This window comes from Chryseobacterium manosquense (genome assembly GCF_014623485.1).
GTDB lineage: Bacteria > Bacteroidota > Bacteroidia > Flavobacteriales > Weeksellaceae > Kaistella > Kaistella haifensis.
Genome location: NZ_CP060203.1, coordinates 899,719 through 923,498, shown reverse-complemented (window position 1 = coordinate 923,498; position 23,780 = coordinate 899,719). Strand labels below are relative to the sequence as shown.

27 protein-coding genes are annotated in these 23,780 nt (G+C 35.9%); 12 read left to right on the top strand and 15 right to left on the bottom strand.

Features of this window, described 5'->3' with window-relative positions:
- Positions 1-96 precede the first annotated feature (96 nt).
- The 11 genes from H0S70_RS04275 to H0S70_RS04225 all read right to left on the bottom strand — a co-directional run bounded on the left by H0S70_RS04275 (position 97) and on the right by H0S70_RS04225 (position 9,765).
- Positions 97-1,044 carry an electron transfer flavoprotein subunit alpha/FixB family protein gene (locus tag H0S70_RS04275; RefSeq protein WP_188321817.1) on the bottom strand — a complete coding sequence of 316 codons (948 nt, stop codon included), beginning with the start codon at positions 1,042-1,044 and terminating at the stop codon, positions 97-99.
- Positions 1,045-1,074: 30 nt separating this feature from the next.
- Complete coding sequence (locus tag H0S70_RS04270) at positions 1,075-1,821, bottom strand: electron transfer flavoprotein subunit beta/FixA family protein (protein ID WP_188321816.1); 747 nt, start codon at positions 1,819-1,821, stop codon at positions 1,075-1,077.
- 150 nt (positions 1,822-1,971) lie between these two features.
- On the bottom strand, positions 1,972-2,676 hold the full coding sequence (locus H0S70_RS04265) for an SDR family oxidoreductase (protein WP_188321815.1): 705 nt from the start codon (positions 2,674-2,676) through the stop codon (positions 1,972-1,974).
- A 19-nt stretch (positions 2,677-2,695) separates the two neighbouring features.
- Positions 2,696-4,078, bottom strand: coding sequence for a dipeptidase (locus H0S70_RS04260; RefSeq protein ID WP_188321814.1), 1,383 nt, complete (start codon positions 4,076-4,078; stop codon positions 2,696-2,698).
- 100 nt (positions 4,079-4,178) lie between these two features.
- Positions 4,179-4,445 carry a hypothetical protein gene (locus tag H0S70_RS04255; RefSeq protein WP_123247630.1) on the bottom strand — a complete coding sequence of 89 codons (267 nt, stop codon included), beginning with the start codon at positions 4,443-4,445 and terminating at the stop codon, positions 4,179-4,181.
- Positions 4,446-4,590: 145 nt separating this feature from the next.
- Positions 4,591-5,739, bottom strand: a complete 1,149-nt coding sequence (locus H0S70_RS04250; protein ID WP_188321813.1) for a class I SAM-dependent methyltransferase — start codon at positions 5,737-5,739, stop codon at positions 4,591-4,593.
- Between the two features lie 7 nt (positions 5,740-5,746).
- Entirely contained in the window at positions 5,747-6,913 is a 1,167-nt protein-coding gene (locus H0S70_RS04245) for a methylmalonyl-CoA mutase family protein (protein WP_188321812.1), read from the bottom strand.
- Positions 6,914-6,916: 3 nt separating this feature from the next.
- On the bottom strand, positions 6,917-7,270 hold the full coding sequence (locus tag H0S70_RS04240; protein WP_188321811.1) for an FtsB family cell division protein: 354 nt from the start codon (positions 7,268-7,270) through the stop codon (positions 6,917-6,919).
- Positions 7,271-7,304: 34 nt separating this feature from the next.
- A complete protein-coding gene (udk, locus tag H0S70_RS04235; RefSeq protein ID WP_123247627.1) occupies positions 7,305-7,922 on the bottom strand; it encodes a uridine kinase in 618 nt (205 codons plus the stop codon).
- Between the two features lie 81 nt (positions 7,923-8,003).
- A complete protein-coding gene (locus H0S70_RS04230; protein WP_123905292.1) occupies positions 8,004-8,564 on the bottom strand; it encodes a SanA/YdcF family protein in 561 nt (186 codons plus the stop codon).
- Positions 8,565-8,640: 76 nt separating this feature from the next.
- The gene (locus tag H0S70_RS04225; RefSeq protein WP_123247626.1) at positions 8,641-9,765 is read right to left on the bottom strand and encodes a 2Fe-2S iron-sulfur cluster-binding protein; all 1,125 of its coding nucleotides are present in this window, start codon (positions 9,763-9,765) and stop codon (positions 8,641-8,643) included.
- Between the two features lie 31 nt (positions 9,766-9,796).
- On the opposite strand from H0S70_RS04225, the gene H0S70_RS04220 reads away from it, so the two are divergent.
- The 9 genes from H0S70_RS04220 to H0S70_RS04180 all read left to right on the top strand — a co-directional run bounded on the left by H0S70_RS04220 (position 9,797) and on the right by H0S70_RS04180 (position 19,085).
- The gene (locus H0S70_RS04220) at positions 9,797-10,378 is read left to right on the top strand and encodes a TlpA family protein disulfide reductase (protein WP_123904861.1); all 582 of its coding nucleotides are present in this window, start codon (positions 9,797-9,799) and stop codon (positions 10,376-10,378) included.
- 18 nt (positions 10,379-10,396) lie between these two features.
- Complete coding sequence (locus H0S70_RS04215) at positions 10,397-11,365, top strand: iron ABC transporter permease (RefSeq protein WP_188321810.1); 969 nt, start codon at positions 10,397-10,399, stop codon at positions 11,363-11,365.
- Between the two features lie 22 nt (positions 11,366-11,387).
- Entirely contained in the window at positions 11,388-12,311 is a 924-nt protein-coding gene (locus H0S70_RS04210; RefSeq protein ID WP_188321809.1) for an ABC transporter ATP-binding protein, read from the top strand.
- Positions 12,312-12,475: 164 nt separating this feature from the next.
- Positions 12,476-12,928, top strand: coding sequence for a MarR family winged helix-turn-helix transcriptional regulator (locus H0S70_RS04205; protein WP_123904858.1), 453 nt, complete (start codon positions 12,476-12,478; stop codon positions 12,926-12,928).
- A gap of 5 nt (positions 12,929-12,933) precedes the next feature.
- The gene (locus H0S70_RS04200) at positions 12,934-15,327 is read left to right on the top strand and encodes a 3-hydroxyacyl-CoA dehydrogenase NAD-binding domain-containing protein (RefSeq protein ID WP_123247622.1); all 2,394 of its coding nucleotides are present in this window, start codon (positions 12,934-12,936) and stop codon (positions 15,325-15,327) included.
- Between the two features lie 19 nt (positions 15,328-15,346).
- Entirely contained in the window at positions 15,347-16,528 is a 1,182-nt protein-coding gene (locus H0S70_RS04195; protein ID WP_031504311.1) for an acetyl-CoA C-acyltransferase, read from the top strand.
- 33 nt (positions 16,529-16,561) lie between these two features.
- A complete protein-coding gene (locus H0S70_RS04190) occupies positions 16,562-18,340 on the top strand; it encodes an acyl-CoA dehydrogenase family protein (RefSeq protein ID WP_188321808.1) in 1,779 nt (592 codons plus the stop codon).
- Positions 18,341-18,474: 134 nt separating this feature from the next.
- On the top strand, positions 18,475-18,660 hold the full coding sequence (locus H0S70_RS04185) for a type II toxin-antitoxin system HicA family toxin (RefSeq protein ID WP_088263695.1): 186 nt from the start codon (positions 18,475-18,477) through the stop codon (positions 18,658-18,660).
- Positions 18,661-18,698: 38 nt separating this feature from the next.
- Positions 18,699-19,085, top strand: coding sequence for a type II toxin-antitoxin system HicB family antitoxin (locus H0S70_RS04180; protein ID WP_188321807.1), 387 nt, complete (start codon positions 18,699-18,701; stop codon positions 19,083-19,085).
- A 102-nt stretch (positions 19,086-19,187) separates the two neighbouring features.
- On the opposite strand, the gene H0S70_RS04175 is transcribed toward H0S70_RS04180, so the two are convergent.
- On the bottom strand, positions 19,188-19,514 hold the full coding sequence (locus H0S70_RS04175; protein ID WP_188321806.1) for a helix-turn-helix domain-containing protein: 327 nt from the start codon (positions 19,512-19,514) through the stop codon (positions 19,188-19,190).
- Between the two features lie 356 nt (positions 19,515-19,870).
- Here H0S70_RS04175 and H0S70_RS14105 point away from each other — a divergent pair, with 356 nt between their 5' ends.
- The gene (locus H0S70_RS14105) at positions 19,871-20,239 is read left to right on the top strand and encodes a cation:proton antiporter (RefSeq protein WP_228453786.1); all 369 of its coding nucleotides are present in this window, start codon (positions 19,871-19,873) and stop codon (positions 20,237-20,239) included.
- Positions 20,229-20,420, top strand: coding sequence for a hypothetical protein (locus tag H0S70_RS04165; protein ID WP_148041176.1), 192 nt, complete (start codon positions 20,229-20,231; stop codon positions 20,418-20,420). Before H0S70_RS14105 ends, H0S70_RS04165 begins: the two co-directional genes overlap by 11 nt.
- A 379-nt stretch (positions 20,421-20,799) precedes the next feature.
- Here H0S70_RS04165 and H0S70_RS04160 read toward each other — a convergent pair whose 3' ends face one another.
- Complete coding sequence (locus H0S70_RS04160) at positions 20,800-21,705, bottom strand: IS1595 family transposase (RefSeq protein ID WP_188321805.1); 906 nt, start codon at positions 21,703-21,705, stop codon at positions 20,800-20,802.
- An 86-nt stretch (positions 21,706-21,791) separates the two neighbouring features.
- Between H0S70_RS04160 and H0S70_RS04155 the strand changes: the two genes are divergently transcribed.
- Positions 21,792-22,235, top strand: coding sequence for a phosphohydrolase (locus H0S70_RS04155; RefSeq protein ID WP_188321804.1), 444 nt, complete (start codon positions 21,792-21,794; stop codon positions 22,233-22,235).
- Here H0S70_RS04155 and rluF read toward each other — a convergent pair.
- Both rluF and truB read right to left on the bottom strand, forming a co-directional pair.
- Positions 22,232-22,954, bottom strand: a complete 723-nt coding sequence (gene rluF, locus H0S70_RS04150; RefSeq protein ID WP_188321803.1) for a 23S rRNA pseudouridine(2604) synthase RluF — start codon at positions 22,952-22,954, stop codon at positions 22,232-22,234. The two genes, H0S70_RS04155 and rluF, sit on opposite strands and share 4 nt — an antisense overlap.
- A gap of 14 nt (positions 22,955-22,968) precedes the next feature.
- Positions 22,969-23,670 (bottom strand): tRNA pseudouridine(55) synthase TruB, encoded by a 702-nt coding sequence (gene truB / locus H0S70_RS04145; RefSeq protein WP_188321802.1) that lies wholly within the window; start codon positions 23,668-23,670, stop codon positions 22,969-22,971.
- Positions 23,671-23,780: the final 110 nt, after the last annotated feature.

Genomic DNA, 23,780 nt, shown 5'->3' with positions numbered 1-23,780 from the left:
TTATTATTTAAATTTAATTTTAATAAAAATATTTTTTCTTTAAACAAAAAAACGCCGGAAAATTCCGACGTTTCGTGTATTTTTTAAGGAAAAAAATTATCCTTTCAAAGCTTTGATTTTCTGAGTTAATTCCGGGATAATCTGGAATGCATCGCCCACAACTCCATAATCTGCTGATTTGAAGAAAGGAGCTTCAGGATCACTATTGATTACCACAATGGTTTTAGAAGAATTTACTCCCGCCAAATGCTGAATCGCGCCGGAAATCCCAATTGCGATATACAAATTAGGAGAAATTGCTTTTCCGGTTTGTCCAACGTGCTCGGAGTGAGGTCTCCAACCGATATCGGAAACTGGTTTAGAACAAGCAGTTGCTGCTCCTAATACGTTTGCCAATTCTTCAACCATTCCCCAGTTTTCTGGAGCTTTCATTCCACGACCTGCGGAAACTACGATTTCTGCTTCTTTTAAATCCAATTTACCGGAACTTTGTTCATGAGAAATCACTTTGGTATCCTCATTCGCAACGGAAAGATCTTTTACTTCTTCAGTTCCTGCAACTGGATTTTCTTTAACTCCGAAAGCGTTTTGAGAAACGGTAACGATAACACCCTGTGCATCAGCTTTCGCGTGCATAAACCCTTTTCCGGAAAAAGCTCTTCTTTTCACTTGGAACGGGGAAATACTTTCTGGTGCTTCCAAAACATTGGTAATTAATGAAAAATCTTTCATCACCGCCAACATTGGAGCTACAGAAGACGCATCAGTGGTGTGAGGAAATACGATGATATTGCCGTTTGCAACTTCTTTTACTGCTTGTGCGTAAGCTTTCGCGCTGAAGTTTTTCAATCCTTCGTCTTTCACATTGATTACATTATTTGCACCATATTTATACAAAAGATCTGAAGAATCTGTAGGATTAATGGTAATTGCGCTCACGGTTTCGCCCAATTGATCGGCAATTGCTTTAGCGTAAGAAACCGCTTCGAAAGCTGCCTTCTTGTAAATTCCGTTTATATTTTCTGCGTATACGAATACTGCCATTTTTTGAAATTTTAAATGTTGAATTTTAAATTAAATTACTTTTGCTTCCTCATGAAGTAATCTTACCAACTCATCAAGCTGATCTGCTGCAACCATTTTCACTGCAGCTCTTGCAGGTACTGAATCGTAGGAAACTCCTTCAACGCGAACTTCAGTAGAGGTAGGCTCTTGCACCTGTAATGGTTTTGTTCTGGCAGACATAATTCCTCTCATATTCGGAATAATTAAATCTTTTTCATCAACCATTCCTTTTTGACCAGCAATTACAGCAGGAAGTTTAACAGAAATTGTTTCTTTTCCACCTTCGATTTCTCGAACTGCTGTAGCTTCGGAACCGTTTACATCAAGTCCTACACAAGCATTTACAAAAGGCTGATTAAGCAATTGAGCTACCATTCCGGGAACAGCACCACCGTTGTAATCGATAGATTCTTTTCCACAAAGTACTAAATCGTAACCACCGTTTTGAGCGAAATTGGCGATTTCTTTTGCAACAGAAAAACTATCTTTAGGATCGGTATTTACACGAACTGCATCATTAGCACCAATTGCCAAAGCTTTTCTGATTACAGCCTCAGTACCTGCATCACCAACGTTGATTACCGTTGCCGTTGCACCTTGAGTTTCTTGTAACTTAACGGCTTTAGTTAATGCAAATTCATCCAAAGGGTTGATAACCCACTGAATTCCGTTTTTGTCGAAAGCAGATTTATCTGCTGTGAAATTAATTTTGGAAGTAGTATCCGGAACACTACTGATACAAACTAATATTTTCATGTGTTAAATAATTTAAAATTTTTTAAAAAATACACCTCAATAATTTATTGATTACGGAGCTGTAATTTGTTTTTTCAGTTTTGCTAAGTTAAATAATAATATATTATGCATGCATAGTATTTTTTGAAAATTAATATTTCATACATAATTTTAACTGTTTGGTTTAGACGGCCTAATCTCGATTTTACTAGGTAAAGTACGTGGATTCATTTTGAAAAGATCGATGATTAACTCGCCGATATCTTCCGGTTGAATTTTCCACGCGTCTTTTTCCGAAGGTTCATTATCATTAAAATTAGAAGAAACCGAACCCGGCAAAATTGTGGAAACTTTAATATTGTACTTCCTTAAATCAATCATCGCAGCTTGGGTGAAACCTACAACTCCGAATTTCGAAGCATTGTAACCTGCTCCGTTTTCGAAGAAATTGGTTCCGGCCAAACTTGCAATACTGATGAAATATCCTTCTGTTTTTTTCAATTCTTCTACAGATGCTTTCAAACTATGAAATACACCGGTAAGATTGGTATCTATCATATTGTTCCAATCTTCAGTATCGAGTTGATCTACTGGTTTGAAAATCCCTAAACCAGCATTGGCAATTACATAATCTAACCGACCGAATTTTTTAATAATTTCCGAAACTGCATTTTTTTCATCTTCAAAAATTTTAACATCTGAAGCAATTCCGAAAACCATCGATTGATCTTTTGATAAATGGTTTGCTGCTGCTTCCGCATCTTCTTGTTTTCTACCGGAAATTGCTACTTTAATTCCATTCTGCAGTAATACTTGTGCGATTCCAAAACCAATTCCTTTGGTTCCGCCTGTGATATATGCTACTTTATCTTTCATTTTTTAATAATTTGTTGTGCTATGCTTTAGCGTAATTTTCAAAGAAAAGCGGAATACTTTCGATTCCTTTGTAGAAATTAAATAATCCGTAATGTTCATTGGGTGAGTGAATTGCATCCGAATCTAACCCGAATCCCATTAATACAGATTTCGCTCCCAAAACTTGCTCAAACATCGCTGTAATTGGGATACTTCCTCCACTTCTGTATGGTAAAACTTCTTTCCCGAAAGCGGTTTCCATTGCTTTTTTGGCTGCTAAAAATTCTTTCGTATCGCTTGGTAAAACATAAGGCATTCCACCGTGGTGAGGCGTTACTTTTACTTTTACATTTTTAGGAGCAATTTTCTCGAAATACTTCGTGAATTTTTCGGTAATTTCTTCCGGAGTTTGATAAGGAACCAAACGCATTGAAATTTTCGCAAAAGCTTTCGAAGGAATCACTGTTTTCGCACCTTCGCCAGTGTATCCGCCCCAAATTCCATTGCAATCTAAAGTAGGTCGAATCGAGGTTCTTTCCAATGTCGTGTATCCTTTTTCACCTTCAACATCAATTAAACCGATCGATTTTTTGAAACCTTCCGGATCATCTTTCAACTTGTTCATTTCTGCTCTTTCAGCATCAGAAACGTTATCGACATTATCATAAAATCCGTCAATTGTGATGTGGCCGTCTTCATCGATCAATTTGGCAATCATTCTCGAAAGAGCGTGAATAGGATTTGGAACTGCGCCGCCGTAAAGTCCGGAATGCAAATCTCTGTTCGGACCTTCCACTTCTACTTCTACGTAGCTCAAACCTCTAAGACCGGTAGTTACCGTTGGTTGTTCCTTTGAGTAGATGTGAGTATCTGAGATCAAAATAACATCGCAAGAAAGTTTTTCTTTGTTGTCATTCACGAAATCTTCTAGACTTTTCGATCCAACTTCTTCCTCGCCTTCCAAAATAAATTTCACATTACAAGGCAAAGAATTGGTTTTCATCATCGCTTCAAATGCCTTTAAATGCATAAAAAACTGTCCTTTATCGTCAGCAGAACCTCTTGCGAAAATGGCGCCATCTGGGTGAAGCTCCGTTTTCTCGATATACGGTTCGAAAGGTGGTTTTCTCCAAAGTTCCAACGGATCTGGTGGTTGCACATCATAATGTCCGTAAACCAAAACGGTCGGCAAATTTTTATCTAGAATTTTCTCCCCAAAAACGATAGGATAACCCTTGGTTTCGCAAATTTCAACTTGATCAGCTCCGGCTTCTTTCAAAAATCCGGCAACGGTATCTGCACATTTCAAAACTTCATCTTTATACGCAGGATCGGCTGAAATAGAAGCAATTTTCAGTAGTTCAAACAATTCATCTACAAATCTCTGTTTGTTTTCCTGAATGTAATTTAATGTTTCTTGCATTTTATCTTTATTATTAATTATGAAAAATCGAATCTTGTAAAAATAAAAAAAATGCCTCGCAGGAGCAAGACATTTTATCTGTTTATAATAAAATTAAGAATTATTTGCTGTGATTTTCTGCAGTTTCTACTTTCGCTGAATCGGTTTTTACAGCAGTTGCGTGAGCATCTGTAATTTTTGCAGAATCTTTTGATACTTCTTCGGTATGATGAGTCGCAGCCGGCATTCCGTCTCCATGAATCTCATCGTCGCTGTATCTTTCTGTGTTTTCGTCTAATTTCAGAACTCCTTTATTGCCACCTGCTTGTATTTTTTTACAGCTAATCACCAAACTTGCAAGCGCTACACCTAAAATAATTTTTTTCATAAGTAATCTCTATTGTTTTTATAGGTTATATGAAATTGCTGAATTTTCACCACTTTTCGCACTGATCATTGGCGATTTCATATAATTTTTTGATTGTTCAAAAGTAAGAAATATTACGATTTGTCACAAAAAAATTAAATCTTTTCTAAACAGATTTCAAAATAATTTTTCCTTTTTGGCTTTGAGTGAAAATCAAATAGGAATTTCCACCATCCGAAATCTTGTATTTTTTCTTGATTTCTTCCGGCGAAAGCGGATGATTTTTTGAAATGATATTAAATTTTTCTCCTTTTTTGATGGCTTTAGCTTCAATTTTTTCAACCTCCAAAATTCTTCCTGGAAATGAATTCAATCGTTTATCTGAAGTGTAAAAATGCGAATTGGGATGAAGTTTTTTTATGTTAAATTTTTCGGAAACCACATTGAAAGCTCCCGATTTCAAAACCGCATTGTTCGGAATATAAAGAAATTTCAAAGGTTCAGAAAAAGCAGAAATTGCGCTTTTTTCTTCATTTAATTTATAAAAAAATTCAGGTTCGTCACTTTCTAAATTGATGGTAGAAACTTCAATTTCATCTGACTTTGAAGAAGAATTGATAAAAACCAAAAGTTCCTTAACCTCATTTTTCACGGCAATAATTTGAATTTTCGAAACAGATTTTAAAACAGAAACCAAGTAAGAAATATCAATCAAAGGAGAAAGTTTCACGATGATTTCATCTGAAATTTCACTCAGTTTTTCTTGAATTTCCAAAAGATTGGGCGATAAATCTTCAAGAAGAAATTTTTTGTTCTTTTCGTGGTCTCTTCTTGCCGGATCAAGGTAAATCAGATCGAATTTTTCGGTGTTTTCAGTTAAAAATATTTCTAATTTTTCATTAATAAAATTCGCTTTTCTGCCCAAAATCATCCAATTATGTTTCACGATTTCAATAAGTTGCGAATTCTGTTCGATAAGGATAACTTTTTCAAAATTTTCCGACAGAAAATAAGCGTCAATTCCGAAACCGCAAGTGAGATCGAGGAAGTTTTTTCCTTGCAAATTTTTAGCTTTAAATTCAGCTGTAGATTGTGATGACGCTTGCTCCAAGTTGAGATTCGGAGGAAATACAATTCCTTCTTTCAACAGAAACCGAAATTTTCGTTGAGCTACTTTTTTTCCTTTGATCTGTTGGATGATTTCCAGCATTGACGCCTCTGGAAAAGGCGATTTTTTCAATAACAAAGAATGCAAATCGGTGGTTAGATTTGCATTGATGAATTGTTGTATTTCTGGTTTTAAAATATTTTCCAAAAGGCAATTATTCGTACATTTCACTTAATCGGACTGGTACAATTTTCGACGGATTATAAAGTTCTTCGACGGATTTCGTTTTCTCCAATTTAGGATAGAAATTCACGCCGATTAATTTTATTTTTCCCTCTTCCAACCATTGCTGTTCTTTCACCGCATTTTCATAAATTTTTTGCTGTAGCCAACCGGTTTTCAACAATTCGGAATAACCACCATTTTCTTCCATTTCAAGGAATAATTTCCAGGATTTTTCGGCGAATTGTTGCGTAATGTTTTCGATGTAATAACTTCCGTTTCCGGCGTCATCAACAACATTGATAATGCTTTCGTAAGCCAAAACAATTTGTTGTTTGAATGAAATTTCCTCGGAAAGTTCATCTCCGGTTCCCACCTTGAAATCGTTCGTAAAAACCGCATCAGCACCACCAATCATTGCAGATGAAAGTTCTAATGAAGCTCTAATAATATTATTTTCATAATCATTTTGGGATTTGTTCCTCAACGAAGTTTCCGCAAAAATAAATGGAATTTCATTTAAGTTAAACTCTTTTGACAATTGATTGAAAAGCAATTTAAACGCTCTCAATTTTGCAATTTCAAAGAAATAAGTAGAACCAACTGCAAATTTAAAAACGATATTTTTAAGAATTTCCGCACCGAAAATTTCCGCTAAATCTTTAGCTTTCGCCAATGCAATTGCCAATTGCTGTACAATAGTTGCTCCGGAATTTTGATGAAGCGAAACATCGATTGCGATATTTCGGTCGAAACTTTTAGCTAAAAGTTCTTTCCCGAGTTGCTCGTTGATTTCGCCGTTTTCGTCGTCCGAAAAAAGATCTATCAAACTGAAATAGCGATTGGTTTCATCAACCGAAATATGTTCTGCTAGATCAATATTGTTGATGAAAATAGCCTTTTCTTCAAGATTTTCAACATTTTGATTCAAAAGAAAAGCAAAAACATTCTCCTCCAAACTTTCGTGATATCGAGCAACCAAGTGTGTCGATTCCTCCACTTTCGGAAGATTTCGCATTGGCTTGGAAACGGAATCGTAGTATGGTTTTACATCAATTCCTTCCAGATTTTCTTTAGAAAGAATTTCATAGATATCTTCGGTTTTCAGTTGTTTCTTAACTAAATTTTCCCAATCTTGAATGGAGGTTTTTGCGAACATATCTTAAGGATTTTTTTTCAAATTGGCGCTATCAACTACAAGGATGAAGATTTCTTCGTTAGGTTTTTTCATGAAATAATTTTCTCTGGCAAATTTTTCTTTTTCAGATTTATTATTCATGAGTTTCTTGAAAAACTCGTCATTTTTCTGATATTCGTTTTTATAATATTCCAGCTGTTTTTCGTATTTATTGATTTCTCCGTTGAGTTCATTAACGACCAAAAATGAAGTATTATCAAAGAAAATCATCCAAACTAAAAATAAAAATACCGTGATGAAATACTTATTCAGAAAATATTTTTGAATAAATTTAAACGCCGGTGATTTATGTTTTATTTCTTTAATCAGCTCTTTCATTTCCTTTAAAATTTAAAAAATAAAGATACAGAAATTAATGTGATTTTTTCAAGGTATTATTGATCACCGTTGACAGAAAATCAATCGCCACGGTATTTTGCTTCATGTTGGGAACGATCAGATCTGCTTCATTTTTTGATGGCTCAATAAATTCCTGGTGCATGGGTTTCAAAGTGGTTTGGTAACGGTGCAGAACTTCCTGCAAATCGCGACCTCTTTCCTGCGTATCTCTTCGGATTCTTCGTATTAATCTTTCATCTGAATCCGCATGAACAAAGACTTTTAAATCATATTCTTTCAATAATTCAGAATTGGTCAGTACCAAAATCCCTTCCACAATCAGTACGTTTTTAGGTTCTACCAGAACATGATCGCCGGTTCGGGAATGGGTAACAAATGAGTAGATTGGCTGTTCGATGTTTTCTCCATGTTTCAGCGCTTTTACATGTTTTAGCAAGAGATCAAAATCGATGGATTTTGGGTGGTCATAGTTGAGAACTTCCCTTTCAGCAAGAGTTAACTGCTGATTATCGTGGTAATAATTATCTTGTGAGAGTACATTAACTCCTTCAGTGTTCAGTTGCTGTAGAATTTTGTTTACCACAGTAGTTTTTCCGGAGCCTGTGCCGCCTGCAATTCCGATAACGAGCATAAATAATAGTTTATGCAAAGATAGAATTTTGCACGAATGAATCTGAGTTTTGTGGCAGGAATTTAACGTGAAATTTGAAAATTAAGCTCCTTTTTTCTCAATTCCAAGGAGATAATAAACCACTGCGCTTACGCGAGCCAAAAATTCGCGGGATTGGTTTCTGTAAAAACTTTGATTGCTTAAAACGTCCTGCGCATCGAATCCCAACGCATTCATATTATTGTTTCTTGCATAAAAAAGTGCCCGCAAATTGTGGAAACCTTGGGAAACAATTATAATGTCGTTTTTCTTGTAAATATTTTTGCAATTATTAATGCTTGCTTGCGTTTTGAAACCTTTCGGATCTTCGGTAATGATGTTTTCCGGAACACCTTCCTGATAAACGAGATAGTTTTTCATTGCAAAAGGTTCGTCGTAGCCTTGGCTTTTTTCGCCACTGACGATGATTTTTTTTATTTTTCCATGATGGTAAAGCAGTGCGGTTGCATCCATTCTTTTGGTAAAATAAGGATTCGAAACTCCGGATTTCATTCTAGGTGAGGTTCCTAAAACCAGCGCAGTTTCTCTTGGCGGAACTTTCGAAATTTTGGTAAAAGTTCGTCCGTTAGTTAATGCCACAACCCAAACATTCGCTAAAATCATCAGCAAAACGGTGATTTCAACAAGGATAAAAAAAGATTTTAATATTTCTAAAATTCTTTGCAAAAGTTGCTCGCTTTTATGTTAGATCAAAATTAACCTTTATTTTCTTGCTTAAAACAAAAGACATGCACGCCAAAATCTTTCCCGACTTTTCTTCTTTTTCCGTCAAATATTCATTTTCTAAAAGTTCTACCTCACCTTCTTCCAAAATACATTCGCAACTCCCACAAATTCCTGATTTACAAGAATATGGCAACGGAAAACGTTGAATTAATAATTGTTGCAAAAGTTTGGTTTTATTATTTTCCAGCTTTGTTGAATAATTTTTCCCGAAAAGTTTAAAATCCACCGAAATTTCTTCTACCAAAGGAAATTCTTTTTCGACAGGATAAATATCATCATTAAACTCTTCAAATAATTCAAAATGAATATTTTTCTTTGGAATTCCGTTGTTGTAGCACGCGTTCGCCAACGATTTAATCATCTCTCCTTTTCCGCAGATCAGCACTTCGTCAACTGCATCCCAAATGGTACTTTCCTCGTCGGTATCGTCTAAATGCAGAATTTGATTAATGATTAGCTTGAGTTTTTTTTCATCTAATCTTCCATAAAACAGGTTGTCCGAGGTTTTTTCCTGCGAAAAGAAATAGAAAATCTGCAATCGGTCGCCATATTTTTTGGCCAAATCATCGAGTTCATCTTTAAAGGCGATTTCTTCCGATTTTCTGTTTCCATAGAACAAAAACAACCGTGTTCTGGGTTCCGTATGCAATAATTGTTTGAAATGGCTAATTAAAGGTGTAATGCCAATTCCACTGGCAAATCCAATGATGGTGCGGAATTCATGCGGTTTCGATATCAACGTAAACCGGCCTTTTGGTTCAGAAATTTCTAATTCGTCACCGATTTCATAATTTTCAAAAAGTTCTTGCGTAGAACTTTCCTCACTATTGATTTTTATACCTAAAGAAATTTTTTCCTCGTAAGGCGCAGAAGTCATCGAAAAATCATTCTGAAAAACCTTACCTTTTGCCGGATATTTTATGGTAACATATTGCCCGGCTTCGAAGCGGTAATTCGATTTCAAAACCTCTGGAATTTCAAATTCCAATGAGAAAGTGTTTTTGGTCAGCTGACGCTTTTTCGTTAATTTTAGCCTGTGAAATTCGGCTTGCCGCACCTTAGGTGAAAGTTTTTCCATATCAATTATGATTCAAAAATATAAAAATAAAATGAATAAATTAATTTTAAGCATTCTGATTTTGGCAATGGTTTCGAGTTGCAAAAAAGAAACAAAAACCGACGAACTTACGGATAATTCCATCACTGATTCGGTAAAAACTCCGGAATCGAATGAAGTTTCAGAAACGGCAATTCCTTTCAAAAAAATAGAATTAACACCGGATGAAACGTCAAAGATGCTTGCAAAAAAAAATAATGATACTTTATATGTAACCAATTTTTTCGCTACATGGTGCGGACCTTGTATGGTTGAAATCCCGCATTTCAAAGAGAAAATGAAGGAATTGAAAGGTCAACCCGTGAAATTCACATTTGTCAGTTTGGATGCAAAAGAAGATTGGGATACGAAGGTAAAAGCTTTTGCAGAAGAAAATCATTTGTCAGAAAATATCGTTTTGGTGGATGGTGAACAACTGATTCCTGAATATTTCCACGCCAATTTTAAACAATGGGACGGCGGTTCAATTCCGTTTACTTTGCTCCGAAAAGGCGATAAAACCGACGAAACTGTCGGAATGATGAGCAAAGAAATGCTGGATGAAAAAATTTCTTCTTTCATGGTGTCCAAGTAAAAAATAAAGAAAATTCTATTGAAAACCGGTTTCAGGTTTATTTGTTTGCTCATTATTATCGGAATTTTTATTTCGGTAATTATCAACTTGAATATTGGTTTTATAAAACTTAATTTTTCCGATTTTTTCATTTCAAATTCAGAGAATTCACAGATAGCACAACTTCGTATTAATCGGGTTTTAGCAATGCTTTTGGCTGGAATTACGATTCCAACTTCTGGGTTTTTGTTGCAGGAATATTTTCAAAATCCTTTGGCGGGACCTTCCGTTTTAGGAATTTCTTCCGTGGCGAGCTTAAGTGTTGCTTTTTACATTTTTTTCTCGCAAGATTTGGTGCTTCCAGAGTTTTTGCAAAATAGTTTTCTCAGTATTTCTGCAATTGCGGGAAGCTTTTTGTTGATGCTGGTTTTGCTGGCTTTTTCCAATAAATTTCAGGATAAATCTTTCTTGATTATTTTTGGATTTTTGGTTTCTGCATTGGCAGGAGCTATCGTTTCTATCTTGCAGTTCTATGCGGAAAATCAAAGCCTTAAAAATTATATTTTATGGAGTTTTGGAGCGAATAATCAGGTTTCTACCAATCAAATTTTGATTTTATCAGTGATTGTAATTTTCGGAATTTTCCTAAGTTTCAAATCCATAAAACCATTGATCGGAAATGCTTTGGGAACCGCTTATGCACAAAGTTTAGGAGTAAATTTGAATCAATTGAAATATTTGGTCATCATTGCTTCATCCTTGTTTTCAGCTTCTGTTACGGCGTTTTTAGGACCGATTTTATTTATTGGAATTGTTGTTCCTCATTTTTGCAGAATGATTTATAATCCGGCAAAACTTTGGCAACAATGGATTTTGAATATGATTTTAGGAATTTTCATCATGGAATTTTTCTGTATTATTTCAGAACTTACGCAATTTCCTTTGAATGTTATCACCTCCCTTTTCGGAATTCCGGTGATTTTGATGATGATTATGAAGAAAAAATAAATTTCGCTTTTTAGTAAATAAAATGTTTTTACAATTAAAAAATACAACAATCGGTTACAAAACTCCTTTAATAAAAGGTGTTGATACATCGTTGGATTTGGGCGAAATTTGTTTACTAATCGGTAACAACGGCGTTGGAAAAACTACTTTAATTAAATCGATTCTCAATCAGATTCCAACTTTGAACGGAGAAATTGTCCTGCAAAATCAACCTTTAAAAAGACTTTCCCAGAAAAAAATCGCGGAACAAATTGCAGTGGTTTTTTCAAAATCTCAGGTTCCGGCGAATTTTACTTTGACCGATTTGGTCGCTCTCGGAAAATATATTCATTACCCATATTATTTCAATCTAAATAATTCTGATTTACAGGAAGTTGAAAAAATTATCGAAAGTTTAAATTTAACTCAATACAAAGACTTTCCTTTGCAAAAACTTTCAGATGGAAACCTTCAAAAGGCATTTATAGGAAGAGCTTTAGCGCAAAATTCTCCAATGATTATTCTTGATGAACCTACCACGCATCTCGATGAAAAAAATAAAATCATCATTTTAAAATTGCTAAGAAATTTAGCTAAAAATCACAACAAATTGATTCTCTTTTCTTCTCACGATTGGCGTTTGGCAAAGGAATTTTCGGACAATATTTGGTTGGTAGATGATGGAAAATTAGAAGCTGGAATTGCGGAAGAAATCCTCTTAAAACACAATGAATTGCTAAATCCAGAAGTTTTTCGTTTCAACGAAAATTTTGTTGCTCCACAGATTTTCGCACCACAGTTGGAAAAGGAAATGCTGTATTCTTTTCTTCAAAAAAACTTTACAAAAAACCTCTCTTTATTAAAATTTGAATTTAAGGATCATTTTTGGGAGATTCCAGATGATAAAATTCAAAGAAAATTCAATTCTTTTAAAGAGATTGCCGAATTCATTGCAAACCATGATTAATTCTACATTTTTATACAGTTAATTATTTACTATGCATGCATAGTATTATGCAAATCATATATTTTATTTAGCTGATAATCAATTATTTACATAAAATCCTAAAAATACTATGCATGCATAGTATTTCTTTTTTATATTTGTATAAATCACATCGTAAGAAAATTATGAACTCTAAAAATAATGATAAAGTTGAGAATGTAGATCTCATTTTGAAGTCGACTTGGCTTGCTGTTTCGAAAATGTATTCGGAGCTAGCGCAAGATCATGATGCTACTGCAGTTCAAGCACTTACGCTTTTAAAAATCGATCCAAAAGAAGGAACCAGAAGTACGAATTTGGGACCGAAAATGGCGATTGAACCAACGTCTTTAACAAGAATTATCAAATTACTGGAAGACAATGGTTATATCTACAAAGAAAAAACTACCAATGATAAACGCGAAGTCATCATTAAACTAACCGACAAAGGATTGACCAGTAGGAATTTATCTAAAGAAGTTGTGGTAAACTTTAACAAAAAAGTAGTCGAAAAAATTTCTTCTGAAAAAATGGAAGTTTTCAAAGAAGTGATGTATGACATTTTAAAAATAGCAAACGAACTGAATAATAAAAAATAATCAATATGAAAAGACGAATAAAACACGTTACCGTTCTCGGTTCAGGAATTATGGGAAGTGGAATTGCAGCGCACTTTGCCAACATCGGCGTTGAAGTTCTCCTTCTTGATATCGTTCCTTTTGAATTGACGGAAGCTGAACAAAAAAAGGGACTTACCAAAGAAGACAAAATAGTGAGAAACAGAATCGCTACCGAAAGTTTGGCCAAATTGGTAAAATCAAGCCCTGCGCTGCTTTACAAAAAAGAATTTGCCGACAGAATTTCTGTAGGAAACTTTGATGATGATTTGCAAAAAATAAAAAACACAGATTGGATCATCGAAGTTGTGGTAGAAAGATTAGACATTAAAAAATCGGTCTACGAAAAAATCGAACAATTCCGCAAACCCGGAACCTTGGTTTCTTCCAATACTTCTGGTATTCCAATTAATATGTTGGTAGAAGGAAGAAGTGATGATTTTAAACATTATTTTGCTGGAACACACTTCTTTAACCCGGTAAGATATTTACCGCTTTTAGAAATTATTCCTACCAGTGATACCGATGCTGAAATCGTGAAATTCTACATGGAATATGGAGCTAAATTCTTAGGAAAAACCACGGTTTTAGCTAAAGATACACCTGCTTTCATTGCCAATAGAATTGGAGTTTTCTCCATAATGAATTTGCTTCACAATGTGAAATCTATCGGACTAAATGTTACGGAAGTTGATAAATTAACTGGTCCTGTAATTGGACGTCCGAAATCGGCAACTTTCAGAACTGCTGATGTAGTTGGATTGGATACCTTGGTTCACGTTGCTAATGGAGTTCACGGTTCTGGCGTAGAAGATGAGCAATTTAAAGGAACTTTTGTTTTGCCAGATTACATCAATTTTATGATGGAAAACAAATGGCTAGGTTCTAAAACCGACGGTGGCTTCTACAAAAAAGTAAAATCTGCTGATGGAAAATCTGAAATCCATGGTCTGAATCTAGACACGATGGAATATGAACTTCAGGGTAAATCCAGCTTCCCTACTCTTGAGCTAACCAAAAACATCGATAAGCCGATAGACAGATTCAAAGTTTTAATTGGTGGCAAAGACAAAGCTGGCGAATTGTACAGAAAATCTCTGGGTGCTCTTTTCGCTTATGTTTCACATAAAATCCCTGAAATTTCAGACGAGTTGTACAAAGTTGATGATGCCATGAAAGCTGGTTTCGGTTGGGAAAACGGTCCTTTCGAAATTTGGGACGCTGTTGGTGTTCAAAAAGGTATCGAACTCGCTAAAGAAGCCGGATATGAAGTATCTGATTGGGTGAAATCGGTAACAAGTTTCTATAAAGTTAATGATGAAGGTCAAAGTATTTTCTTCGATCAAAATTCTGGAAATTATAACAACATTCCTGGTCAAGAAGCCTTCATTATCCTTGATAATATTAGAAAAAATAAAACCTTGTGGAGCAATTCTGGTTCTGCAATCCAGGATTTAGGAGACGGAATCATCAATTTCGAGATTCGTTCAAAAATGAATTCTCTAGGTGGTGAAGTTCTGGATGGTTTAAACAGAGCCATCGACTTGGCAGAAAAAGAATACGATGGTTTAGTAATCGGAAATCAAGGCGCTAATTTCTCTGTCGGAGCTAATTTAGCAATGATTTTGATGATGGCCATCGAGCAAGATTGGGACGATTTGAATATGGCAATTGCGTACTTCCAAAAATCGATGATGAGAGTTCGCTACTCCTCTATTCCTGTAGTTGTTGCTCCTCACGGAATGACTTTAGGTGGTGGTTGCGAAATGACCATGCACGCTGATAAAGTAGTGGCTGCTGCTGAAACTTACATCGGTTTAGTAGAAACCGGAGTGGGTGTAATTCCTGGAGGTGGTGGAACTAAAGAATTTGCGATCAGAACTTCAAAAGAATTCCACAGTGATGATGTTAAAAACAACCGTCTTCGTGATGCTTTCATGAATATCGCGATGGGTAAAGTGGCAACTTCCGCTTACGAAGCTTATGATATGGGAATTTTGGAAAATCACAAAGACATCGTTGTGGTAAACAAAAACACCCAGATTCTTGAAGCAAAAAAAGTAGCAAAACTAATGGCAGAAAAAGGTTACACGCAACCAATTCAGCAAAAAGTAAAAGTTTTGGGTAAAGATGCACTTGGGATGTTCTATGTAGGAACGGACCAAATGGTAGCTGGGAATTTCATATCGGAACACGATAAATTAATCGCTGATAAACTTGCAAATGTTTTAGTAGGTGGAAATCTTTCGGAACCAACCGTAGTTACCGAACAATATCTTTTGAACCTCGAAAGAGAAACTTTCCTTCAATTGTGTGGTGAGAGAAAAACATTAGAAAGAATTCAGTACATGCTACAAAACGGAAAACCACTTCGAAACTAATCATTAAAATTTACAACAAATGTCAAGACAAGCATATATTATAAAAGGATTCAGAACTGCCGTGGGAAAAGCCCCGAAAGGATCGCTCCGTTTCACCCGTCCAGATGTGATGGCGGCAACCGTGATCGAAAAACTAATGGCTGCAGTTCCACAACTCGATAAAGACAGAATCGACGATTTGATCGTAGGAAACGCTATGCCAGAAGCGGAACAAGGTCTAAATGTTGCCCGTTTAATTTCATTAATGGGTTTAAATACCGACAAAGTTCCTGGTGTTACTGTGAACAGATATTGCGCATCAGGAAGTGAAGCGATTGCGATTGCCTCTGCAAAAATCCAAGCAGGAATGGCAGATTGCATCATCGCAGGAGGTACAGAATCCATGTCATACATCCCGATGGGTGGCTACAAACCGGTTCCGGAAACCGAAGTCGCAAAAACCAATCCCGATTATTATTGGGGAATGGGTTATACAGCGGAAGAAGTTGCAAAACAATACAATATTTCCAGAGAAGAGCAAGATCAATTTGCTTTAGAATCTCATTTGAAAGCTTTAAAAGCTAATGAAACCGGCGCTTTCAAAAACCAAATTGTATCCATTCCGGTTGAGTATAATTTCCTTGATGAGAATCAAAAAATCCAAACCAAAAAATTCGATTTCTCAGTAGATGAAGGTCCAAGAGCAGACACTTCTTTGGAAGGTTTAGCAAAACTTCGTCCGGTTTTCGCAAACGGTGGAAGCGTTACCGCCGGAAATTCCTCGCAAATGAGTGATGGAGCCGCTTTCGTAATCGTGATGAGCGAAGATATGGTGAAAGAATTAGGTTTGGAACCTGAAGCAAGATTGGTTGCTTATGCAGCTGCTGGTTTGGAACCAAGAATTATGGGAATGGGACCGGTTTATGCAATTCCTAAAGCCCTAAAACAAGCTGGTTTAGAACTGAAAGACATCGACTTGATCGAACTTAACGAAGCTTTTGCCTCTCAATCTGTTGCCATTAAAAAAGAATTAGGATTGAATCCTGATATCTTAAATGTAAACGGTGGCGCAATCGCACTCGGACATCCACTGGGTTGTACCGGAACGAAATTAACCGTTCAACTTCTTGATGAAATGAGAAAACGTGGCAACAAATATGGAATGGTTACTATGTGCGTAGGAACAGGACAAGGCGCTGCTTCGATATTTGAACTTCTTTAAAATCTATAATTTATAATTTAAACTCTAAAAATAATGGCCAATACACTTAAAGGCGGCGAATTCATCATCAAAGATATTCCTGCAAAAGAAATCTTCACTTTGGAAGAAATCAGCGAGGAGCAAAAAATGCTTCGCGAATCCATCAAAGAATTTATCGATAAAGAAGTCGTTCCTCACCGCGAACGTTTCGAACACAAAGATTATGCATTAACTGAAGAAGTAATGCGCAAATTAGGTGAAATGGGTGTTCTTGGCGTTGCTGTTCCAGAGGAATATGGCGGTTTGGGAATGGGATTCATCACCACAATGCTTGCCTGCGATATGGCTTCCGGAGCCAATGGTTCGGTAGCAACGGCTTATGGCGCACATACCGGAATCGGAACTTTGCCGATTTTGCTTTACGGTAACGAAGAACAAAAGAAAAAATACCTTCCAGATTTAGCTACCGGAACCAAATTTGGCGCTTACTGTCTTACTGAACCAGATGCAGGTTCCGATGCAAACTCCGGAAAAACAAAAGCAAGACTTTCCGAAGATGGGAAACATTACATCATCAACGGACAGAAAATGTGGATTTCCAATGCCGGTTTTGCTGATACTTTTACTTTTTTTGCGAAAATTGATGATGATAAAAACATTACAGGTTTCGTCATTAACCGTTCGGAATTGGAAAATCCTGAAAGTATGACTTTCGGTGAGGAAGAACACAAACTGGGAATCCGCTCCTCTTCTACCCGACAGGTTTTCTTCAACGATATGAAAGTTCCTGTAGAAAATCTTTTAGGAGAAAGAAACAACGGTTTCAAAATCGCTTTGAACGCATTGAACGTTGGTAGAATTAAATTAGCTGCCGCAAACCTCGATGGACAAAGAAGAATTTTAGCTTACGCTACCCAATATGCCAACGAAAGAAAACAATTTGGCGTTGCAATTTCAACTTTCGGAGCAATCAGAAAGAAACTTGCTGAAATGGCGACCGGAATTTTTGTTTCCGAAGCTGGATCTTACAGAGCTGCCAAAGATATTCAAGATAAAATTGATGAATTAATTGCTGGCGGAATGAATCATCAAGAAGCGGAATTGAAAGGTGTGGAAGAATTCGCAGTAGAATGTTCTATCCTAAAAGTTTTCGTATCCGATTTAACCCAAAATACCGCAGACGAAGGAATCCAAATCTATGGCGGAATGGGCTTCTCCGAAGATGCTCCTATGGAAGCAGCTTGGAGAGATTCCCGAATTGCAAGAATCTACGAAGGAACCAACGAAATCAACCGACTATTAGCAGTGGGAATGCTCATCAAAAAAACAATGAAAGGCGAAATCGATCTTTTGAAACCTGCGATGGCAGTTGGAAAAGAATTGATGGGAATTCCTTCTTTCGACGTGCCAGATTATTCTGAATTCATGAGCGAAGAAAAAGCGGTAATTGCCAATTTGAAAAAAGTTTTCTTAATGGTTTCCGGAGCTGCACTACAGAAATACATGATGGAAATCGAGAAGCAACAGCATTTATTGTTGAACGCTTCCGAAATCTTGAACCAAATTTATATGGCGGAATCTGCAGTTTTAAGAGCTGAAAAACATTTCGCAGCAGATTCTGTAGAAGCTGCAATGGCACAACTGAACCTTTACAAAGCCACTGAAAAAATCATCGTAGCGGCTAAAGAAGGAATCATTTCTTTCGCGGAAGGCGACGAGCAACGAATGATGCTTTCCGGACTAAGAAGGTTCACCAAATACGCAAACCAACCAAACGTAATTGCACTTACCGAAAAAGTAGCTGCACATTTCGTAGAGAAAGGTCATTACTAAATTTAATTTTGAATAATAGTAAAACGCCTCGGGAAACTGGGGCGTTTTTTTGATGGCTAAAAAGTAAATAATAAATTACTTTTTATTTGGAATAGAGTAAACAATTATATACTTTTGTATAACAAATTCAAGAGATGAAAACGAGTGAATTGTTACGAAAACTCTCAAAAGCTGGCTGTTACATGGTAAGACAAGGAAAAGGCAGCCATGAAATTTGGTTCAGCCCGATTACCGGAAAAGAATTCGTTGTCCCAAATCACGGTTCACAAGAAATTGGAAAAGGACTTGAAATAAAAATTAAAAGAACAGCAGGAATTTAAATTCAGAAAATGCTGTAACACACTTAAATCTTAAAAAAATGAAAAATTATAAATTCGTAGTAGAAAGAACTCAAACTGGTTTTTCCGCATTTGCCGAAGATGAAAATTTACCTGTATTTACCACAGGCAAAGACTTTGAAGAAATAAAAACAAATATCCTCGAAGCGCTTAATTTATACCTGGAACATGCCGGAAAAAAAGCTGCAACTGCCGAAAATATTATCACAAAACTAGACTTGCCGAGTTTCTTTGAGTTTTATTCGGTCATTAATGCTAAAGCTTTGAGCAAACGCATCAATATGAATGAAACGCTACTGTCTCAATATGTGAACGGCAAAAAGGAGCCCTCCGAAAAGCAAATCCAAAAAATCCTAACCGGTATCAAAGATTTAGGAAAAGAATTGATGCAGTTAGAAATCGCCTAATCTCCGTACAAAAATTCCAAAAACATAACCGAACCGAGAGGTTGCAACATCATTCAACCCCGCTCCCTCTCGAATCCTTTCCCGTGGAATCCTATCAAAAACTTACCTCTTCAACAATCCCCTCAAAATCTCCACTTCTTTTTCCAGTTCAAGCAGTTTTTCATTGGGTTTTATAGGGAAATTCGGGGGATAACTGCTGATTAAATCCGACAGCAAATCATAATTTAACGCCATCGACAATTTCCAGATGATCCCAAACTGCAGCGATGGCTGCCGAAAATAAGCGTGAACAGTACTTGTATTTACCCCAATTCGCCTTGCCGCTTCGGGCGGTGAAACATGCAGTTCCATAAGTTTTCGGCGAATAAACTTCCCAACATGCGGATAAGGATGGGCTCCGGGTTTCAAATAAGTGTGTGTTGGAAACATAATTCATTGGTTTTATGAGGATTAAAATTAATAAATTTTAGTTTCACATAACAAAATATATGCTTAAGAATAATCTTATTTAGTCTTAGACTATAAATTATTAGTTTAAAACTACAAATTTTTAGTTTAAGACTATATATTTTAAGCTTAAGACTATAATCTTTAAGCTTAAGACTCAATATTTTCACTCTTAAATTTAAATTTTTTTGTCTTATACATATATATATATTCTTTAAGGATATATTTTTTGCTCCATTACGTTTTGTGAATAAAAAACGACATTAAATTAATGAAGAAAGACTTTGATAAATTGAGCCAAAACATTATTTTTGAGGGAAAACTAAGAAATACGCAGGATGGGACATTTACCAAAGCTTATTGAAGATTTAGCATTGATATTAATTGTTGCCGCATTTGTCGTTCTTATTTTTCGGAAAATAAAGCAACCGCTGGTCTTAGGATACATTATTGCAGGTTTTTTGGTAAGTCCGAATTTCAAGATTTTCCCGTCAATTGCCGATAGCGAAAACATCAAAACCCTTGCAGAAATCGGAAAAACAGCCGCTTGGGCTGTGGCAGGAGAGATTATTCCTGAAAGTATAGCAAGGCCATTAGGTAAATATGTTGGGCCTTATGGAGAAGAAATTATTAAACAAAATTTAGGAATAAAGGTTTCTATTGTTGAAGAAGTTGTTAATTTAAATAGTGAAAAAGGTGGAAAATAATTTTTTATATGGAGTATTAATGATTTTCACGGGTTTAGTTATTATTATACTTAAATTAACTAAAAAGTGGATTTTCGATGAAAATAAAAATGCTTATGAGTCGGCATTAGCAGTCAGAGGTTGGATTGGGGCGATACTTCTTGTTATAGCAGGCATTTTCTTATTAATGGGAAAGAATTAAAAAGATACTCTTGCTAGAACAAACATCAAAATATCAATATTAACATTATGATTGTTGGTTTTGTCTTAATATCGACCGCTATTTTATTAATCTATTTACAGGTTAAAAACAAAATCTTTTATAAAAATGAACATAGAGAGGACTTCTATATTCCTCCAGAAGTAAGGGGTTTTTGGGGAATTATTTTAATGATGATAATTGGAGGATTAATATTAATTTATCAAAATTTTTAGGACCTCACCGAATATTTAACCTCACCGAATTTCGTTTGAAAATACAACAAGAGGGACAAAAATTTAACCACGCTTTTGGGCGTGGTTTTTATGTTTTTATTTACAACATACAAATGATCAAAAATTTATTGATTATCCGTTTTTAATCATAATCCTGTAATGTTAGCAATAATAAGCCTTTCAAAGAGTCTATCTCCAAAATATCTTCGATTTAGCTTGTAGATGAATTCGTTGAGATAGAGTTGAAGATACTTTCTTTTTATTTTGTGGTAATTGCCCAACAAATTTCTTTTGGCGTTGCTAATGGCAATATGAACCCATTTTAAAGTTTCTTCGGTAGTTTCTTTTGAACTTTTTTCCATAATATGAAGCTCTACAAAATCTGAAATATCCACATAAGAAGTGCTTTTATCTGTAAAAACAATACTCTGATTATCTATAGATTCTTTAATGGCTTCGTTGATTTCTTCTCCACTGTGTCCATCTAAAACCTTTGCTTTAAAGAACCGAACTTGTTTTTCTTTTTTTCCAGTATCAATATCTTCTAACGGTGTTGATTCTGCTATCATCGCTACATTTTGTTTCCCAACTGAACCTTTTCCACGAATTCCTTTTTTCTGCTCTATTTCGCTAGATTCTACTGTAAAATAGGCTTCGTCAAATTCTATCATCCCTTCCAAAGTGTATTTTGCATCTCGATTTCCCATGGCTTTTCTCAACTTATGAACCATTGCCCAAACTGGTTCATATCTCTTTAATCCCAATTGTTTTTGGATTTCTTTGGCTGAAAATCCTTTCTTGGTAACACTCATCAAAAACATGGTTTTGTACCAAATGAGAAAAGACAAATTCGAATTTTCCATGATGGTTCCGCTTTTCAAAGAAGTTCGACTTCTGCATTTTTTGCATTCATAACTTAATCTGCTCTTTATCCAAAAATGTTCTGTGCTTCCACATTTGCACGTGAGTCCTATTTTATCTCTCTCAGATTTAAAATGATTTATACAATCATCTTCTGTCCCAAAATGTGCTGAAAAACTGAATAAATTCATATCTAATTGTTTGATTACTACAAATATACAAAAGTTATGATAAATTACGGATATTCATAAAAACTTAATATTGAAATTTAAAAAAAATGACCAAAGAAGAACTCCTGAATAAAGCAATAAAATTAGCTGATCGAGCGCATAAAGGACAAACCGACAAATTTGGAACTCCTTATATTGGCCATGTGATTCGGGTGATGAACTATGGAAAAACGTACGACGAGAAAATTGTGGGCGTACTGCATGATGTGATTGAAGATTGCCCGGAAATCACTTACGATTTTCTTTTAGAACAAGGTTTTCCCAATGATATCGTATTCGCGATTGAATGTCTTACAAAGAAACCTTCAGATCAAGATTACACTGAATTCATCAAACAAACCGAGCGTTCCGCCTTAGCAGTTTCGGTGAAACTCAATGATTTAAGAGACAATATGGATTTGACGAGATTTACAAAACCATTAACGGAAAAAGATGCCAAAAGATTGAACAAATATTTAATGGCCTATCTGTATTTAAAAGAAAAATATTAATCAGCAATTTTCTCGGAATCGCCGAGTAAATCGTTCAGTTCGGTCATTTCGGATTTGGTTAAATCACGCCATTTACCGATGGGCAAATCGAGTTTGATGTTCATGATTCTGATTCGTTTCAGCTTCTTCACTTCATATCCTAAATATTCGCACATTCTGCGAATTTGTCGGTTCAGCCCTTGGGTTAAAATAATTCTGAACGATAAAGTATCGATCTGCTCCACTTCACATTTATTCGTAATAATTCCCAAAATAGGAACTCCGCTTCGCATTTTATGAAGGAATTGCGGCGTGATTGGTTTATCAACACGAACGATATACTCTTTTTCGTGGTTGTTTCTGGCGCGAAGGATTTTATTTACAATATCACCATCGGAAGTCAATAAAATAAGGCCTTCACTGGGTTTATCCAATCTTCCTACCGGGAAAATTCTTTTAGGATGGTTCACGAACTCGACAATATTGTTTTTTTCGCGTTTAGTATCGGTGGTACATACGATTCCAACCGGCTTGTTCAGGGCAATATAGACGTGTTCTTCTTCGGTTTTTCGGATCGAGATACCATCGACCAAGATTTCATCTTCATCGGAAACTTTGGTTCCCAGTTCTGGTTCTGCGCCATTGACCGTGATTCTTCCCTGCTCCAACATTCGGTCGGCTTCCCGACGCGAACAGAATCCAACTTCCGAAAGATATTTATTGATACGTGTTTTTTCCATGATGAGAAATATTATTAAAGACCATCGGAAAATCTGAAATTATTTTCCAAATACTGTGCTGAAGCATTTTCTATGGAGTAATCTCCGATTTTTGTTCGTCGTAAATTGGTGAGATATGCTCCAACACCCAATTCCTGACCAATATCGTGCGCTAGACTTCGGATATAAGTACCTTTCGAACAACCAACGGTAAAGCGTACAAATGGTAAATCAATTTCGATATTATTGAGGTAATGAATCGTTGTTTTACGGGATTTCATTTCTACTTCCTGGCCTTTTCTTGCCAAATCATAGGCACGGTTTCCGTCGATTTTGATGGCGGAAAAAACCGGAGGTTTCTGGTCGATTTCTCCAAGGAATTTTTCTAAAGTTTCTTTGATAAAATCTTCGGAAATGTGGGAAAAATCTCGATACAGAATTTCTGGCTTTTCAGTGTCGTAAGATTCAGTTTGCACACCGATTTTAATTTCAGTTAAATATTCTTTTGGTGCATCCTGAATTTCCGGGATTTTCTTGGTGAATTTTCCGGTACAAACGATTAAAAGTCCTGTTGCGCGAGGATCCAAAGTTCCTGCGTGACCAATTTTGAATTTCTTCGGAAGATTGAATTCGTTTTTGAGTTTATATTTGAGTTTATTCACGGCCTGAAAACTCGTCCAGTCCAGAGGTTTGTCGAGTAAAATGATTTGTCCGTCTAAGAAATCCTGATTGGTCATTTTGATAAACTATTGTTGAAAAAAATCCCGAAACCGCAGCCCGACCTGAGTGGAGCTCTTTTCGCCGCAACGAAGTGAAGGCGAAAAAGCGGGAACGGAGGGCGGATAAA